The 16,500-nt window shown below is 73.6% G+C and carries 18 protein-coding genes; 13 read left to right on the top strand and 5 right to left on the bottom strand.

Going from position 1 to position 16,500, the window contains the following annotated elements; genetic code table 11:
• Positions 1-5 precede the first annotated feature (5 nt).
• Genes WCD41_RS22755 through WCD41_RS22745 form a run of 3 tightly spaced genes read right to left on the bottom strand, consistent with a single transcriptional unit; the run spans position 6 to position 2,739 of the window.
• Positions 6-1,247 (bottom strand): cytochrome P450, encoded by a 1,242-nt coding sequence (locus WCD41_RS22755; protein WP_337716717.1) that lies wholly within the window; start codon positions 1,245-1,247, stop codon positions 6-8.
• Complete coding sequence (locus WCD41_RS22750) at positions 1,244-2,371, bottom strand: thiolase family protein (RefSeq protein WP_337716715.1); 1,128 nt, start codon at positions 2,369-2,371, stop codon at positions 1,244-1,246. Before WCD41_RS22750 ends, WCD41_RS22755 begins: the two co-directional genes overlap by 4 nt.
• Entirely contained in the window at positions 2,368-2,739 is a 372-nt protein-coding gene (locus WCD41_RS22745; RefSeq protein ID WP_337716713.1) for a Zn-ribbon domain-containing OB-fold protein, read from the bottom strand. The genes WCD41_RS22750 and WCD41_RS22745 overlap by 4 nt, the downstream gene beginning before the upstream one ends.
• Positions 2,740-2,975: 236 nt before the next feature.
• Here WCD41_RS22745 and WCD41_RS22740 point away from each other — a divergent pair, with 236 nt between their 5' ends.
• The 7 genes from WCD41_RS22740 (at position 2,976) to WCD41_RS22710 (ending at position 8,881) form a co-directional block, all read left to right on the top strand.
• Positions 2,976-4,085: an LLM class flavin-dependent oxidoreductase gene (locus tag WCD41_RS22740; RefSeq protein WP_337716711.1), complete on the top strand. Its 1,110-nt coding sequence runs from the start codon at positions 2,976-2,978 to the stop codon at positions 4,083-4,085.
• Entirely contained in the window at positions 4,085-4,858 is a 774-nt protein-coding gene (locus tag WCD41_RS22735) for an SDR family NAD(P)-dependent oxidoreductase (protein WP_337716709.1), read from the top strand. Before WCD41_RS22740 ends, WCD41_RS22735 begins: the two co-directional genes overlap by 1 nt.
• Positions 4,859-4,947: 89 nt before the next feature.
• Positions 4,948-5,760: an SDR family NAD(P)-dependent oxidoreductase gene (locus WCD41_RS22730; RefSeq protein ID WP_337716708.1), complete on the top strand. Its 813-nt coding sequence runs from the start codon at positions 4,948-4,950 to the stop codon at positions 5,758-5,760.
• Positions 5,757-7,136, top strand: coding sequence for a phenylacetate--CoA ligase family protein (locus WCD41_RS22725; RefSeq protein ID WP_337716706.1), 1,380 nt, complete (start codon positions 5,757-5,759; stop codon positions 7,134-7,136). The genes WCD41_RS22730 and WCD41_RS22725 overlap by 4 nt, the downstream gene beginning before the upstream one ends.
• A gap of 19 nt (positions 7,137-7,155) precedes the next feature.
• On the top strand, positions 7,156-7,467 hold the full coding sequence (locus WCD41_RS22720) for a hypothetical protein (protein ID WP_337716704.1): 312 nt from the start codon (positions 7,156-7,158) through the stop codon (positions 7,465-7,467).
• Complete coding sequence (locus WCD41_RS22715; RefSeq protein WP_337716702.1) at positions 7,464-7,967, top strand: flavin reductase family protein; 504 nt, start codon at positions 7,464-7,466, stop codon at positions 7,965-7,967. The genes WCD41_RS22720 and WCD41_RS22715 overlap by 4 nt, the downstream gene beginning before the upstream one ends.
• Positions 7,968-8,218: 251 nt before the next feature.
• Positions 8,219-8,881 carry an NADPH-dependent F420 reductase gene (locus WCD41_RS22710; protein ID WP_337716700.1) on the top strand — a complete coding sequence of 221 codons (663 nt, stop codon included), beginning with the start codon at positions 8,219-8,221 and terminating at the stop codon, positions 8,879-8,881.
• A 7-nt stretch (positions 8,882-8,888) separates the two neighbouring features.
• Here WCD41_RS22710 and WCD41_RS22705 read toward each other — a convergent pair whose 3' ends face one another.
• Both WCD41_RS22705 and WCD41_RS22700 read right to left on the bottom strand, forming a co-directional pair.
• Complete coding sequence (locus tag WCD41_RS22705) at positions 8,889-9,764, bottom strand: esterase/lipase family protein (RefSeq protein WP_337716698.1); 876 nt, start codon at positions 9,762-9,764, stop codon at positions 8,889-8,891.
• Between the two features lie 67 nt (positions 9,765-9,831).
• Positions 9,832-11,964, bottom strand: a complete 2,133-nt coding sequence (locus WCD41_RS22700) for a DEAD/DEAH box helicase (protein WP_337716696.1) — start codon at positions 11,962-11,964, stop codon at positions 9,832-9,834.
• A gap of 424 nt (positions 11,965-12,388) precedes the next feature.
• On the opposite strand from WCD41_RS22700, the gene WCD41_RS31170 reads away from it, so the two are divergent.
• From WCD41_RS31170 to WCD41_RS22675, 6 genes are all read left to right on the top strand, one after another.
• A complete protein-coding gene (locus WCD41_RS31170; RefSeq protein WP_373695181.1) occupies positions 12,389-12,466 on the top strand; it encodes a putative leader peptide in 78 nt (25 codons plus the stop codon).
• 100 nt (positions 12,467-12,566) lie between these two features.
• Positions 12,567-13,775: an acyl-CoA dehydrogenase family protein gene (locus tag WCD41_RS22695; RefSeq protein WP_337716694.1), complete on the top strand. Its 1,209-nt coding sequence runs from the start codon at positions 12,567-12,569 to the stop codon at positions 13,773-13,775.
• A 53-nt stretch (positions 13,776-13,828) separates the two neighbouring features.
• Positions 13,829-14,617, top strand: a complete 789-nt coding sequence (locus WCD41_RS22690) for a methyltransferase domain-containing protein (RefSeq protein WP_337716692.1) — start codon at positions 13,829-13,831, stop codon at positions 14,615-14,617.
• A gap of 87 nt (positions 14,618-14,704) precedes the next feature.
• The gene (locus WCD41_RS22685) at positions 14,705-15,328 is read left to right on the top strand and encodes a TetR/AcrR family transcriptional regulator (protein WP_337716690.1); all 624 of its coding nucleotides are present in this window, start codon (positions 14,705-14,707) and stop codon (positions 15,326-15,328) included.
• Positions 15,325-16,002: a hemerythrin domain-containing protein gene (locus WCD41_RS22680; protein ID WP_337716688.1), complete on the top strand. Its 678-nt coding sequence runs from the start codon at positions 15,325-15,327 to the stop codon at positions 16,000-16,002. Before WCD41_RS22685 ends, WCD41_RS22680 begins: the two co-directional genes overlap by 4 nt.
• On the top strand, positions 15,999-16,484 hold the full coding sequence (locus WCD41_RS22675) for an SRPBCC family protein (RefSeq protein ID WP_337716686.1): 486 nt from the start codon (positions 15,999-16,001) through the stop codon (positions 16,482-16,484). Before WCD41_RS22680 ends, WCD41_RS22675 begins: the two co-directional genes overlap by 4 nt.
• The last annotated feature ends 16 nt before the right edge of the window (positions 16,485-16,500 follow it).

Raw genomic sequence — 16,500 nt, 5'->3', positions numbered from 1 at the left:
CGGGGTCAGGGCGTGAACTGCGCGGGGAAGCGTTGCATGCCGCGCGAGAGCAGGACGGGATGCCACTCCAGCGGCTCGTCGGTGAGCCGGAGCCCCGGCAGCCGGGCGAACGCGCGGGGGATCGCGATCGACGCCTCGAGACGGGCCAGCGGGGCGCCCAGGCAGTAGTGCATGCCGATCCCGAACCCGAGCTGGCCCGACTTCTCGCGGGTGATGTCGAAGGCGTCGGGGTCCGGGAACACCGACGGGTCGCGGTTGGCCGACGACGGGCTGAGGAACACGCGCTCGCCGCGGCGCAGCGTCCGCCCGCGCAGCTCGACGTCGTCACCCATCACCCGCGCGACCGTCTTGGCCGGGCCGTCGAACCGCAGGGCCTCCTCGACGGCCCCGCCGACGAGCTCGGGGTGATCACCGAGCAGGGCCCGCTGCCCGGGGTGCTGCACCAGCGCCAGGATCCCGCTGCCGATGAGGTTCGTCGTCGTCTCGTGGCCGGCGAACAGCAGCAGGACCCCGGTCGAGATGACCTCGTCGTGGCTCAGCGCGTCGCGGTCGTCGCGGGCGCTGATCATCGCGGAGATGAGGTCGTCGGCCGGCTCGCGCTCGTGCGCGCGGACGAGCTCGGACAGGTAGGCCGTCAGCTCGGCCATGCCGCGGGCGCCGACCTCGTGGCGCGACGCGTCGCCCATGCCGCCGAAGACGAGCCCGGTGATCTGGTCGGACCAGTCCTTGAACTGCTCGCGGTCCGCGCGGGGCACGCCGAGCATGTCGGCGATCACCGAGGCCGTGAGGGGGTAGGCGAAGTCGCCAATGAGGTCGACGTCGCCGCCCGACGTCGCGACGATCCCGTCCAGCAGCTCGGACGCGATCTCCTCGACCGACGACGTCATCCCCGTGACCGCCCGCGGGGTGAAGGCACGGCTGAGCAGGCGGCGCAGCCGCTTGTGGTCGGGCTGGTCCTTGAACACCATCCAGCCCTCGAGGACCTCGAACGCGGCGCGCACCCCGGCGTCGGCGCCGGGGCCCTCGAGCTTGGCGCGCCGGTAGGGCGTGATCCGGTCGGAGGAGAACCGCTCGTCGCGCAGCGCGGCGAGGACGTCGTCGTACCGCGTGACGAACCACGAGCGGTACCGGGCGCTCCAGTGCACCGGGTCGTGCTCGCGCAGGGCGGCGAGCAGCGGGTACGGGTCGGCGACGGCCTCGGCGCCGAGCAGGTCGGCGTGGGCGAGGTCGGTGGGGGAGACGGTCACCGGGCCTCCAGCACCGTCACGACGCAGGCGTTCCCGTCGAGCACCGACACGCCGCCGCCCATCGTCTCCACGAGCCCGAGGCGGGCGCCCTCGACCTGGCGCGCCCCGCACTGCCCACGCAGCTGCCACGTGATCTCCGCGAGCTGCGCCAGCCCGGTGGCCCCCAGCGGGTGGCCGCGGGAGAGCAGCCCGCCCGACGGGTTGACGGGGTGCGCGCCGCCGAGGGCGGTGACGCCGGTGGCCGCGGCCTTCCCGCCGTCGCCGGGTGGCACGAGACCGAGCGCCTCGGTGGTGACGATCTCGCCGATCGTGAAGGCGTCGTGGACCTCGAGGACGTCGACGTCGGTCGTCGCGTCGAGGCCGGCGGCGGCGAGGGCGTCGCGGGTGGTGTCGGCGACGACGTCGTGACCCCAGACGTGGGGGGAGCGGTGGTTCCAGGGCGCGCCGCTGCGCAGGGCGGCCCCGCGCACCACGACCTCGCCCGCCGCGCCGGTCGCGGCCGTGAGCACCGCCGCCGCGGCCCCGTCCGACGTCGGGCAGCACTGCAGCAGCGTCAGCGGGTCGGCGATCATGCGCGAGGCCAGCACCTCGTCGACGGTGTAGGTCCCGGAGTACTGGGCGCGCGGGTTGTGGACGGCGTGCGCGTGGTTCTTCACCGACACCGCCGCGAGCTGCTCGGGCGTCGCCGCGCCGGTGTGCAGGTAGCGGGCGGCGCTCATGGCGTACATCGCCGGCATCGCGAGCCCCGTGCGCCCCTCGGGGTCGGTGGCCTCCGGGGTGATGGCGCCGGAGAACGCGGTGCTCATCTGCTCCAGGCCGAGCGCGAGGACCCGCCCGTAGCGCCCGGTGCGGACGGCCTCGTGGGCCTCGACGAACGCCGTCGTCCCGCTGGCGCAGGCGTTCTCGACGGTGAGGATCGGGACGCCGGTGATCCCCATGGCGCGCAGCACCCGCTGGGCGACCCCGGCGGGAGCGAAGACGGTGCCGACCCAGACGGCGTCGACGCCGTCCACCCCGGCGTCGGCGAACGCCTCGCTCACCGCGTCGTCCGCGAGGGCCACGAGGTCGCGGTCGGGCTGGCGGCCGAAGTGGGACGTGCCGACGCCGGCCACGGCAACGCTCACCGGGCCACCTCCACCTGCAGGTCGCCCTCGTCCGAGGTCCCGATCAGCCACGCCGGACCGCCGATCGGGGCCGGCTCGTCCCCGGCCACGTGGGCGAGCACCCGCGGCCCGTCGTCGAGGTCGACGTAGGCCAGGGCGTAGGGAGGGGTGTGTCCGGGCACGGCGATCCGGACCACGGTGCTGCTCCAGACGGTGCCCCGCGGGCCGAAGCGCGCCTCCTCCAGCTCCGCGCCGCACGCCGGGCACCGCGGCCAGGCGTAGGCCACGGGCTCGGCGCAGGCACGACACCGCCGCCCCACGACGACCCAGTCGCCGTCGGCGTCGCGGCGGATCTCCGGGCGCGGATCGGCGCCCGTCGGAGAGGACATGAGCACTCCTGCGTCTCGGCTGGCGGCCATGTAAGCAAACGATCGGTCGGTTAACAACCGTCGACGTCGCAGGTTTGGCGCGGGACGCCCTGGTCTGGCTCGGTAGTCGTCAGCAGTCTTGACACGGTCCGTGAGCCGGACCACAGTGGCCCTACCGCCGATGGCAAACAGCAGTTTGCCAACGCCGCCCACTCGCCCCGTTGTGCGCGCTCGAGTCGAGCAGGAGGAACCGATCGATGAAGTTCGGCTTTTTCACGATGCCGGAGCACCCGCCGATCGAGAACTGGACGCTGTCCTACGACCGCGACATCGCCGCGATCGTCGAGGCGGAGCGGCTGGGGTTCTCGGAGTACTGGATCGGTGAGCACCACACCGGCGGGTACGAGAACGTCCCCGTGCCGGAGTTCATGATCGCCAAGGCGTCGGCGTTGACGCACCGGATCCGGCTCGGCACGGGCGTCGTGAACTTGCCGTACCAGGACCCGTTCATGGTCGCCGAGCGCCTCGCGTTCCTCGACCACCTCACCCACGGCCGGCTCGAGTACGGGTTCGGCGGGGGCGGGCTGCCCACCGACAAGGCGCTGTTCGGTCTCGAGCCCTCCGAGGCGTCGCCGCGGACCAACGAGGCGCTGGAGATCATCTGGCAGCTGCTGACGTCCGAGGACCCGGTCAGCTACGAGGGCGTGTACTGGAAGTACGAGAACCGCCAGCTCCAGGTCGGTCCGTACCAGGACGTCCCGCCGTTCGCGATCGCCGGCCTCACCGGCACGCACAACTACGCGAAGTGCGGCGAGAAGGGCTGGAAGCCGCTCTCCGTGCACTTCGCGCCCACCGACAACGGCACGTACATGGACGCCCCGGACCTCAAGGCCATGGGCGCCGCGATGCTGGAGGCAGGCAACCGCGCCGGCATCGCCGAGTCCGTCACCCGCGAGAACTGGCGGGTCGTGCGCGAGGTGTACGTCACCGACAACAAGGACCAGGCGCTCCGCGACATCCGCGAGGGCGTCAAGCTGTCCTACGACTACCTGTTCGGCCTCGGTCTCGGCGCCCTGATGAAGATCGGCGACGGGATGACCGACGCCGACCTGACGCTCGACTGGATGGTCGAGAACATCCCGTGGATCGTCGGCAGCCCCGAGGAGTGCACCCGCCAGATCAAGGAGCTCGAGGAGGAGACCGGCGGCTTCGGCACGCTGCTGATCAACTGCCGCGACTGGGTCACCACCGACAAGTGGAACCGCTCCCTGGAGATGTTCGCCCGCTACGTCATGCCGAACTTCCAGGCCAACCAGCGCATGGCCCGCCGTCAGAAGATGGCCAACGTCGCGCTGGGCATCGCCTGATGGCGCCAGGGATCACCCGCCTCGAGGGGCGGGTGGCCGTGATCACCGGCGGGGTGCAGGGGATCGGCCGCGCGGTGGCGCTGCGCGTCGCCGCCGAGGGCGCCGCCGTGATCATCGGTGACCTCCAGGACGACGACTCCACCGCCAAGCAGATCGTCGCCGACGGCGGACAGGCCACCCACATCGTCATGGACACCCGCCAGCGGGACGACTGGAAGCGCCTCATGGACGAGGCGATCGGTGGTCACGGACGGCTCGACATGCTCGGCAACATCGCCGGCGTCACCAACACGTTCGGTCCCGACAACGTCGTCGACCTCGACGACATCGGCTGGGACCACGTCGTGGGCACCGACCTGAAGGGCGTCTGGCTCGGCATGCAGGCCGCCATCCCGCGGATGCTCGAGAACGGCGGCGGAAGCATCGTCAACATCGGGTCGATGGCCGCGCTCAAGGGTCTCGAGAACCTGGCGGCCTACTCCGCGGCGAAGGGCGGGGTGGTCAGCCTGACCCAGCAGGCGGCCATGGAGTACGGGCCGCGGGGCGTCCGCATCAACTGCATCTGCCCCGGCACCATCGACACCCCGATCCTCGCGGGGATCACCGAGGGCATGCGCAAGAACTTCGAGGCCGCGCACATCATCCCGCGCCTCGGGCGACCGGAGGACATCGCCGCGGCGGCGGCCTTCCTGTTCTCCGACGACGCCGCCTTCTGCACCGGGGAGATCCTCCCGGTCGACGGCGGCTGGAACACCAAGGGCAGCGCCGGCTGACGGCCGGCGCAGCACGGGACCGGCGCCCCACCCCCCGGGGCGCCGGCCCCGTGCGTCCCGACGACCCAGCGACCATCCGAAGGAGACCCATGGACCTGACCGGACAGACCGCCGTGGTCACCGGCGCCGGCAGCGGCATCGGCAAGGGCATCGCCGCGGCGCTGCTCGCGGGCGGGGCGAACGTCGTCGGGCTCGAGATCGAGCCGGCCAACATCAAGGCGGCGGGCGAGGAGCTCGCCGGCGGTGACCGCCTGGCCTGGTCGGAGGGCTCGGTGTCCGTCGCCGCCGACGTCGAGGCCGCCTTCGACCTCGCCGAGAGCCGTTTCGGCACGGTCGACCACCTGGTGAACAACGCCGGCACCGCGTCGCTGTCGCTGATCGTCGACTGCCCCGAGGAGGAGTGGGACCTCATCGTCGACACCTGCCTCAAGGGCACGTTCCTGTGCACGAAGGCCTTCGCCCGGCGGGCGCTCGCCGCGGGTCGGGGCGGCACGGTCGTCAACATCTCGTCGCTCAACGCGATCGCCGCGACCGACGGCCTGGGGCACTACTGCGCCGCCAAGGCCGGCGTCATGAACTTCACCAAGGTCGCCGCCGGGGAGCTCGGGCGCCACGGCATCCGGGTCAACGCGATCGGGCCCGGCACCGTCAACACACCCCTCGGCGCCGGCTTCACCGTCGGGCAGATCGGCCAGGAGTTCCTCGACCGCACCCTGGTCGGGCCGCCCCGTCACCAGGAGCCGTCGGACATCGCGGACGTGGCCCTGTTCCTCATGTCGCCGACGGCAGGGCGGATCACCGGCCATTTCATCCCCGTCGACGGCGGCCAGCACGTGCGCGGCCTGCACTCCTACTGGGACGTGGCCGAGGCGCAGGGCATCGTCGCGCGGCCGACGTCGTGACGACCGAGGCACGCCCGGTCGCGGCCGTCGACGACCGGGGGTTCCCCCGGTTCTGGGACGCCGAGCGGGAGACCCGCGACCCCGCGGAGCGCGACCGGATCATCCTCGAGCGCATGCAGCACCAGCTGCACCACGCCTACGCGGAGCTCCCGTTCTACCGGCGCCACTACGACGCCCACGGCTTCCATCCCGACCAGGTGCGCTCGCTCGAGGACTTCACCGCCAGGGTCCCGGTGATCACCAAGAAGATGCTGATCGCCGATCAGCGCGAGCACCCGCCGTTCGGCAGCTACACCCCCGAGTTCGCGCCCGGACAGATCGCGCGCATCCACGGCTCGTCCGGGACCTCCGGGACGCCGACGATGTACGCGGTCTCCCACGGCGACTGGCAGCGCGCCGCTGACGTGCACGCCATGGCCCAGTGGTGCGCCGGGATCCGGCCGGACGACCTCGTGCAGGTCGGCTTCCCGTTCGGCCTGTTCTTCGGCGGCTGGGGTGTCGTGCAGGGCGCCGAGCGGATCGGGGCCACCGTCTTCCCGCTCGGGGTGACCGACTCCGAGCGCCACCTCGAGCTGATCACCACCCTGGGCTCCACGGTCTTCAGCGCCACGCCGTCGTACTGCATCCACCTGCTCTCGGTCGCCGAGCGCCTCGGCATCGACCTGGCCGCGAGCAGCGTGCGCCGCATCCTCGTCGGCGGGGAGCCCGGCGGCAGCCTCCCGGGCACGCGGAAGATCATCGAGGCGGGCTGGGGCGCGATCGTCAGCGACGCCGGCTCGACCTCGGAGATGTACCCGTTCCAGACCAGCGTCGGCTGCGAGGCCGGCACGGGCACCCACCTCATCACCGACGAGGTGTTCACCGAGGTCGTGGCCGCGGACGACCTGAACGCGGCCGTCCCGACCGGTGAGCGCGGCGCGGTCGTCTACACCCACCTCTGGCGCGGTTCCCAGCCCATGATCCGTTTCGCGCCGGGCGACGAGACGTACCTGGCGACCGACCCCTGCCCGTGCGGGCGCACCTACCCGCGCCTGCCGGAAGGGATCCTCGGCCGCCTCGACGACATGCTCGTCATCCGCGGCGCGAACGTCTTCCCCAGCGCCGTCGAGACCGGCCTGCGCACGATCCCCGAGCTCGGGCCCGAGTTCCGCATCCTCGTGAGCAAGGTGGGAGCGCTCGACGAGATGACGGTCGAGGCGGAGCTGTCGCCGACGGCGGCGAGTGACGCTCCGCGTGACGAGCTGGTCGGCCGTGTCGAGGACGCGCTGCGCCGGAGCCTCCAGATCCGCGTGCCGGTCACGCTGCTCGAGCCCGGCACCCTGCCGGAGACGACGTTCAAGGCCCGCCGCGTCGTCGACCAGCGGCCGAAGCCCTGACACCCCGAGGAGCCGATCCGTGATCGTCCAGCTGTCCGCGGGCTCCGCCCATGTGGCCGAGCCCGACGACTGCACCCGCCTGCACGTGGCGACCTCGCTGCCGACCGATGCGGTCGACGACGCCCTGCGCGCGTCGGGCATCGGTCGGGGCGACGCCGAGGGCGCCCTGCTCGACCTGGAGACCCTGCGGTCACGCGCCCGGGCCGGGGCGCAGGAGCCGGGCTGGGACGAGAAGTGGACCACGATGATCGACTACGCGGGGACGAAGGGCTGGGTCACGGCCGACGGCGCCGCCGTCCGCGCCCACGTCGAGTACGGGGCGTCCGCGTGACCGCGCCGGCGAAGGTCCGCGTGCCCCTGACCGGCGACGACCTGCGGCAGGTCTACGGCCGGTTCCCGACCGGGGTGGTCGCGGTGTGCGCCGAGGTGGACGGCGCGCCCGTCGGCATCGCGGTGAGCACCTTCGTCCCGGTGTCGCTCGACCCGCCGCTGGTCAGCATCTGCGTGCGGACCGCATCGGCGACGTGGCCGCTGCTCCGCCGGGCGCCGGGACTCGGCATCAGCGTCCTCGGGGCGCACCACGAGGGCGTCGCCCGCGCACTCGCCGGGCCCGCGGAGCACCGCTTCCGTGACGTCGCCACCGAGCGGCGGGACGCCGGCGCGCTCTTCGTCACCGAGGCGCCGCTGTCCCTGCGCGTCCGCGTCATCGACGACGTCGTGGCCGGCGACCACCTCATCGCCGTGTGCCGCGTCGACGAGGTGCTCGTCGACGACGGCCACGGCCCGCTGGTGTTCCACCGCAGCGCCCTGCGGCCCCTCGTGGCGGCCTGACGGCTCGCCGGCCGGGTGCAGCGAACGCGCTGTTCGCTGCTTCTTGGCGCGCGAACTCCCCGTTCGCTCGCCGGGGGAGGCGTCCGGGGCGGGAGACGGAGCGACCCGGTCGGCGCTCGCGCGGGGCCGACGTGGTCACGAACTCGGTGACGAGACGCCGCAGAAACGCGGGGTTCCGTCACCGGATCCGCGATCTCGACGTCGCAGGCCGGAGCGCGGAATGCCGGTCTGCGGCACGGGGTTCCCCGCTCATGAGGATCGGCATCATCGGTGCAGGCAAGATCGGCGGAACGCTGACGCGGCGGCTGGCCGCGCTGGGCCACGAGGTCCGGGTCGCGAACTCCCGGGCCCCCGAGACCCTGGCCGAGCTCGCCGCGGAGACCGGCGCGACGGCCGTGTGGGCGTCCGAGGCCGCGGTCGACGCGGACGTGGTGATCGTCAGCATCCCGCAGAAGAACACGCCCGACCTCGCGGCGGGGATCGTGACGTCGGCGAAGCCCGGCGCGCCCGTGATCGAGACCAACAACTACTACCCGCAGCAGCGCGACGGCCGGATCGACGCCCTCGAGGACGGCACGCCGGAGAGCGTCTGGGTCTCCGGGCACCTCGGTGTCCCGGTGTACAAGGCGTTCAACGGCATCAACTGGAAGCACCTGCTCGACCGCGGCGTCGCCCGCGGGGAGGCGGGCCGCATCGCCCTCCCGGTCGCGGGCGCGGAGGGTCCGGCGAAGGAGACGGTCCTCGCGCTGATCGACGAGCTGGGGTTCGACCCCGTCGACGCCGGTCCGCTCGAGGAGTCGTGGCGTCAGCAGCCGGGCACGCCGGTGTACGGCGCCGACCTCGACGCCGACGGCGTCCGCCGGGCCCTGGCCGAGGCGCCGGCGGAGCGTCCGGAGGGCTTCCGCGCCGCGTGATCCGGCCCTACTCGGTCCCCACCAGCACCGGGTAGCCGACGCCCTCGGCCTGCAGCGTCAGGCAGTCGGCGTCGGTGGGGCGGGGGAGCGGGCGGGTCCCGAGGGCCCGGAGGACGAGGCCCATGACCAGCCGGGACCCGGGCAGCGAGGCGTGCGGCGTCCGCGCGGCCGGGCAGATCGACTGCAGCCGGATCGCGGTGATCCCGGGCAGCGCCGCGGAGTCGGGCGGTGTGATGACCCCGTCGGTCTCGGTCCAGATCGAGAGCCACGGGATCGCCGGCCGGGGGAGCGCGGCGAGCCCGGTGAGCAGCGCGCTGCCGGGCACGAGCTGGCGGCACGCCTGCTCGCACACCTCGGGGGTCAGCGCCGTTCCGGCCGCGGCGATCTGCGTGCCGCGCAGCGGCGAGCCGAGGGTGACGACGCGACGCACGGCCGGCGCGGTGCGGCCGGTCGCGAGGTACTGCCACACCGCCACCCCGCCCGAGGAGAAGCCGACGAGGTCGACGGTCGGGGTGCCGTGCCGCAGCAGGTCGCGGACCGTGCCGTCGATCATCGCGGCCTGCGTCCGGAGGTCCCCGGTGCCGTTCGCGGGCAGCGCCATGACCACGGCCGGGCGACCGACGACGCGCAGCCGGAACGCGAGCCCGACCAGCGCGTCACGGGCGCCGCCGTAACCGGGGACCAGCACCACGGCACCCTTGTCGCGCGGGTCCGCGGCGGGCGGCACGCCCCACTCGCGCGCGACCGCACCCGTCACGAGCGACCCCGCCACCACGAGCAGGGCGGTCACGACGACGAGGAACACCCGCCGCAGCGGCGCACGGTCGGAGAACGGTGCCCACGCCGGCCACCGGTCCCGAGCTGGTCGTCGTGGAGCGGCCATGCGCGTTCCCCTGCTCCGCGGGGTCCGCGACGACCCCCGAACACCCAGTATTCGGGGACGTCAACGGTCAGGCGGGGGAGGACAGCTCCTCCGTCAGCAGCGCCACGAGGGCCGCGTGCTGGGCGTCGCTCGACGCCCCGAGCTCCTCGTCGGCGCCGTCGAGGGCGACGGCGGCGAGGTTGGCCTTCTCGCCGAGCAGGTCGGCGATGCGGGCGTCGATGGTCTGCGCGGCCAGGATGCGCCAGGCCGTGACCGGCTCGGTCTGGCCGATGCGGTGACAGCGGTCGATGGCCTGGGTCTGCTCCGCGGCGGTCCAGGGCAGCTCGGCGAGCACGATGTTCGACGCGACCTGCAGGTTGATGCCCACCCCGGCCGCGGTGAGCGAGCAGACCGCGACGCCGACCTCGGGGTCGTCGACGAAGGCGTCGATGTTGCGCTGCCGCACGGTCGGGGTCTGGTCGCCGCGGATCGAGGAGAACCGCACGCCCTGCTTGGCGAACGTCTCCTCGGCGGCGTCCATGACGTCGACGTGCTTGGCGAAGAACACGACCTTGCCGGCGCTGCGCGCGAGCTGGGCGGCGTAGTCGGCGGCGAGCGTCGCCTTCGCCGTGCCGATGCGGCGCATCATGCTGAACACGTTGTCGCCGTTCGACGCGCCCGCCGCGTCCTTCTGCTCCCAGGTGGCCACCCGGGACACCAGCTCGTGGTCGATCCCGTCGACGGCGACGCCGCGGGCCGCGATCGCGTCGGTGTAGCGCGCGACCATCCGTCGGGCCAGGTCGCGCTCGGCCGCCCGGATCGAGCGCCCGGTCGGGCCGTCGAGCTCGACGGGGAGGTCGGCGATGCGGCGTGCGGGGATGTCGGCGGCCACGTCGACCTTGCGGCGACGCACGATGCCGCGATCGACGACGGCGGAGCGCGCCGCGGGATAGAAGCCCCGGTCGGCCGGCGTCAGGCCCGTCTCGGTGAGGGCGTCCATCAGCTCGGAGCGCGGCTTCTTCTCGTCGATCCAGCCGAGGAACTCCCAGATGGCCAGGAAGTCCTCGATGTCGTTGATCAGCGGCGTGCCGGTGAGCGCCATCAACAGCGGGTCGGCGGTGAAGGAGCGGATGCGCTCGGCGAGCGAGAGCACGTGCTGCGAGCGCTGCGACGACTTGTTCTTGATGAAGTGCGCCTCGTCGACGACCATCCCGCGGAACCCGAAGGTGCGCAGCCACCCGACGTGGCGGTCGAGCACCTCGTAGTTGACGACGACGATGTCGGCGAAGCCGTCGACGTTGTCGCCGTCGCCCTGGATCGCGGTGGCCTTGCGGCGGGTCGACCAGAGCCCGGCCTCGCGCACCCAGTTCGTCTTGACGACGTTCGGTGCGACGACGAGCAGGGGGTACGCCTTCGCGGCCTCGGCGGCGAGCAGCGCCTGCGCGGTCTTGCCGAGTCCCGGCTCGTCGGCGAGCAGGAAGGTCCGGTGGCCGTCCGCGGCGGCCGCGACGACGCCCGCCTGGTGGGGCATGAGCTCCTGGCCGCCGTGCACCTTGCGCGAGCCGCCCGTCGGCAGCGTCATGCACGCCGAGCCGTCGCCCGAGCGCTCGAAGGACCGCAGCAGCGGGTCGAGCAGCTCCCAGCCGTCCAGGCGTGTGGGGCGGTGCCCGGTGGGCCGGGCCGCGGAGAAGTCGGGGGCGAGGAAGGGGTTCGCCATCTGCCGCGAGATGACCGACTGCGGCACGACACCCTGCTTGGCGGACGCCGCGGGCGTCTCCTCCTCCTCGGCGGGGGGTGCCTCCTCGCGGGGCGGCGCGATGCCGGCGCGGCGCATCATGTCGTGCTCGAGCGAGCGGGCCTCGTCGGTGACGACGGCGTCCTCGCCGAGCAGCGCGAGCAGCGCCTGGTCGCGGACGGCGGTCTTCGCGAGCGAGGTCGCGAGGTCGTCGAGCCGCTTGAGCTGGTCGTTCCGGCGCGCGTCGCTGAGCTCCTCGTTCGCCCGGACGCGGACGCGCTCGTCGCGCAGCAGCAGTGCGACGGCCTGGAACTTCGTGCGGGTCGCCGAGGTCGGGCGGCCCTTGCGCAGGGCCGCGCCGATCTCGTCGACGGCCTGCGAGAGCACCGAGGTGATGTCCTCGCGCCGGCGGCCGCGCCGCCGGTTGTTGTTGCTGGGAGCGCCGCCGCGAGCCCTGTTGTTCTGGGGCTGGCCTCGACGAGCCATGTGCCTCCTCCGGCGCGCCCGGTGGTCCCACCGGACGTCGGTGTCGTGATCGTGGGCGGCGCCGGGGTGGCTCCTCCCGCGATGCGGGTCCGGTCCGCGGGCCCGTCAGATGGGGCGCGTCCCGGGTCCGGGCCGCTGGCGCGACCCGTGATGGTCGCCGCACCGGCCGAGGGGCGGTGGCGGCGAACGACTGTCACCGGGCAGGTTACCCGTTCCGCCGCCGCTGCGGCGCACGGCGCGCCCGTCCGGCGGGTGACGTCGGGAGAACGCGGGCGGTGACCGCTCCATTCCTGCGGTCACTGTTCGCGACCCGTGTCCCGAGGACACGGGTCGCCGACGGACCGGATGGCCCGGCGAGGTGAGCGGTGACCTCCCGACCGCCGACGATCTTGGGCTCGGGCGGCGTGGCGGTTAGGCTCCCCGCATGCTCGGCCGTGTCCGACTGACCACCCGGGGTCACGTCGACCTCGCGCGCGTGTCGTCGGCCCTCTGTCGCCGCTGAGCCCCGCTCGCCTCTTCCTTCCTCCTCGCCCCGGACCGCCGGCCCGGCTCCCTGCCGCCGCGCGCCGTCCCGGCGAGGCCCCCTGCGAAAGGACACCTCCGTGACCGCGACGGCCGTCTCCCGCTACACCGACGAGCAGCTCGACGAGATCTTCACCCCGGTCTACGCCCGCATCGCCGAGGGCGCGGTGCAGCGCGAGCAGGACCGCTCCCTGGCCCACGACGAGGTCGCCGCGCTGAAGGAGGTCCGCTTCGGGGCGCTGCGCGTGCCGGTCGAGCTCGGCGGCTACGGCGCGTCGGTGCGCCAGCTCTTCCGCCAGCTCGTCCTGCTCGCGGCGGCCGAGTCGAACCTGCCCCAGGCGCTGCGGGTGCACTGGTGGTTCGTCGAGGAGCAGCTGCTCGCCGAGGACGGTCCGGAGCGCGAGCGGTGGCTGCGGGCCGCGGCCGACGGCGTGCTCGTCGGCAACGCGATCTCGGAGCCGGGGGTCGGGGCCATCGACCGGTACAGCACGGCGGTGACGCCGGACGGCTCCTCCGACAACGCCCTGCGTCTGAGCGGCACGAAGTACTACAGCACCGGCAGCCTCTACGCCGACCACATCGTCGTCGCCGCCGACCAGGACGGCGACCGGGTGGCCGTCCTCGTGGACGCCGACGCCGACGGGGTCACGCAGTACGACGACTGGGACGGCTTCGGTCAGCGCCTCACCGCGAGCGGGACCACCGAGTTCAGCGACGTCGCCGTACCGTCCGACCGCGTCCTCGGCCCCGGGTACGGGACACCGGGCCGGACGTACGGGACGTCGTACCTCCAGCTGGTGCAGCTCTCGGTGCTCGCCGGCATCGCGCAGCGGGCCACCGACGACGTCGCCGGCTGGGTGCGGGACCGCACCCGCACCTTCACCCACGCCGCCGCCGACCTGCCCCGGCACGACCCGCTGGTCCAGCAGGTCATCGGACGGCTGTCGGCCACCGCCTACGCGGCGCGCACGCTGGTCCTGGACATCGCCGACCAGCTCGACCACCTGCTCGCGAACGACAGCGGCGACGCCGAGCTGCTCGACCGCGTCGAGTTCGACGTGGCGCGCGCCCAGGCCGTCGTGATCCCGACCGTCCTCGACGCGACCACCCAGCTGTTCGAGGTGGGCGGCGCCTCGATCACGTCGGAGAAGCTGCGCCTCGACCGGCACTGGCGCAACGCGCGCACGATCTCGGTGCACAACCCGCTGATCTACAAGCTGCAGACCGTCGGTGACCACGTGCTCAACGGTGCGGAGCTGCCCTACGCCTGGAGCGCGGGACGCCGCTGACCTGCGGCCGAACGGCGGCGTTCGGGGCCGCGCAGCGTCCCTATCCTGTCGCGGTGTCCCTGCTGGAGTTCGGCGACGACGCCGCCCGGCGGATCGAGCGCGTCTACGCCACGCGCGACGTGGTGGCGCAGCGCGAGCAGGTGCTCGAGCTGCTCGCGCCCGCGCCGGGCGAGGACGTGCTCGACATCGGGTCCGGGCCCGGCTTCCTGCTGCGCGCGATCGCCGAGGCCGTCGGCCCGAACGGCACGGCGCGGGGCCTCGAACCCAGCCCCGCCATGAACGCCCTCGCGCAGGCCCGGTGCGGTGACCTCGCCTGGGTCGGCATCGACGAGGGGAGCGCCGAGGCGCTGCCCTACGGCGCGGCGGCCGTCGACGCCGTCGTGTCCACGCAGGTCTACGAGTACGTCGCCGACGTCCCGGGGGCGCTCGTCGAGGTCCGGCGGGTCCTGCGACCGGGCGGGCGGGTGCTCCTGCTGGACACCGACTGGGACTCGGTGGTGTGGCACGCCGCCGACCGGGAGCTGCACCGCCGGGTCATGGCGGCGTGGGAGGAGCACCTCGTCGATCCGCGCCTGCCCCGGACCCTGCCGGGGCTGCTGGAACGGGCGGGGTTCCGGGTCGTCGAGCGGCGGCTGATCCCGCTGTTCAACCCGGTCCACGACGAGGACACCTACAGCGCCGGGACGATCGGCACGATCGCCGCCTTCGTCGCCGGCCGGCAGGGGCTCACCGAGGACGACGTCGCGCGCTGGGCCGCCGACCTCCGCTCCCGGGGCACCGACTACCTCTTCAGCCTCAACCGGTACTGCTTCGTCGCCCTCGCGGTGGACGACCCGCCCTGACCTGCGACGACGTCGCTCAGGGGAGTCGGTCGGCGCCGCTCGGTAACATGTTTGTATTCACTGCATAGCCGTTCTACCTTCGGCGGTATGGCAGAGCCGACGACCCGGGCGTACCGGTCCCCGCGGCGGGCGTTGCAGGCCGCGCAGACGCGCACCGCGGTCCTGCGCGCCGCGCGCGAGCTGTTCGCCGAGAAGGGCTGGGCCGCCACCGGCATGCGCGACGTCGCCCGGGCCGCCCAGGTATCCGTCGAGACGATCTACGGGACGCTGGGCGGCAAGGTCGGGCTGCTGACGGCGGCCCTCGACGGCGCCGTCGTCGGCGACGACGAGCCGGTGCCCCTGGCCGAGCGGCCCCTGTTCCGCGCGCTGGGGGAGGGCGACCTCGCCGCCCGCGCCGCGGCCGGTGCCGCGCTGATCACCGACATCCACGTCCGCACCATCGGCCTGCACCTCGCCCTCCGCGAGGGCGCCGGGAGCGAACCGGCCCTCGCGGAGCTGCGGACCACGCAGGAACAGGGCCGGCGTGGTTCCACGGCCGACGGGCTGCGGCTCGTCCTCGGCCGCCCGGTCGACGACCGCGAGGTCGACCTGTTCTGGGCGCAGACCTGTCCCGAGGTCTACGAGCTCCTCGTACACCGCTCGGGCTGGAGCGTCGAGCAGTACCAGCAGTGGGTCCTCACCCTGATCACAGAACTGGAGAACGGATCATGACGATGACATGGGACGGCCAGGCCGACACCCGCATGATGGGGATCGTCCACGACGCGCTGCGCCGCGATCTCGGACGGACCCGCCACGCCCTGGCCGGCACCCCACCCCCGCGACGACGGCGGGCCCTCGCCGCACACCTCGCCTGGCTGATGGACCTCCTGCACGCCCACCACACCGGGGAGGACGACGGTCTCTACCCCCTCGTCCGCTCGAAGAGCCCGGAAGCGGCCGACCTCCTGGACGTCATGGCCGAGGACCACGCCGCCATCGACCCCGCCATGGACGCGCTGCGCACGGCCGCCGCCCGGTGGGGCGACTCGGGCGCCGACGACGACCGGCGGGCGCTGCTCGCCGCGCTCGACGACCTCGAGGCCGTGCTGCTGCCGCACCTCGACCGCGAGGAGAACGAGGCGATGCCCCTGGTCTCGGCCACCATCACCCACCGCGAGTGGCACACCTGGGACCAGCGCTTCAACATCGCGCCGAAGTCGTTGCCGACGCTGGCCGAGGAGGGCAACTGGCTGCTCGACGGCCTGGACCCGGACCGTCGGGCGGTCGTCGAGGCCGAGGTGGCGTGGCTGCCGCGCCAGATCGTCCTGCACGTCTTCGGTCCCGGGTACCGACGCCGCGCGGCGGCCCGCTGGGCCGGCACGTCGGTCGGGGTGTCGTCGTGATCCCGCGGCTGCCCCGCCACGGCGCCGTCGAGGTGGTCGTCGACGCCCCACCGGAGGCGGTCTGGGCGGTCCTCGCCGATGTCACCAGGATCGGGGAGTGGAGCCACGAGTGCTCCCGCGCGGAGTGGCTCGGCGGCGCGACGGCGGCGGCGCCCGGTGTCCGCTTCCGGGGCGCCAACGAGGCCGGACGGATCCGATGGGCGCGGGTCTGCACGCTGCGCGTCGTCGACGCCCCGCGCGAGCTCGCGTGGCGCACCCACGGCCCGCGGCTCCTCGGCGACTCCACGGACTGGACCGTGCGTCTCGAGCCCGCCGGCGCCGCCACCCGTATCCGGCAGGAGTTCACCGTCGTCTCCCTCCCGGCGCCCGTCGACCATCTGATCGCCACCGTCCTCCCCGCCCATCGTGACCGCCTCCCTGCGCTGCGCGGGGACCTCGAGCGCCTCGGCGAGGTCGCCGCGACGGTCGCGTCATCGTGTTGAGGTCATGTTTCGGATC

The organism is Actinomycetospora aeridis, assembly GCF_037400275.1.
GTDB classification, from domain to species: Bacteria; Actinomycetota; Actinomycetes; order Mycobacteriales; family Pseudonocardiaceae; genus Actinomycetospora; species Actinomycetospora aeridis.
The sequence above is the reverse complement of the archived record's forward strand: the minus strand, read 5'-3'. Positions and strand labels throughout refer to the sequence as shown.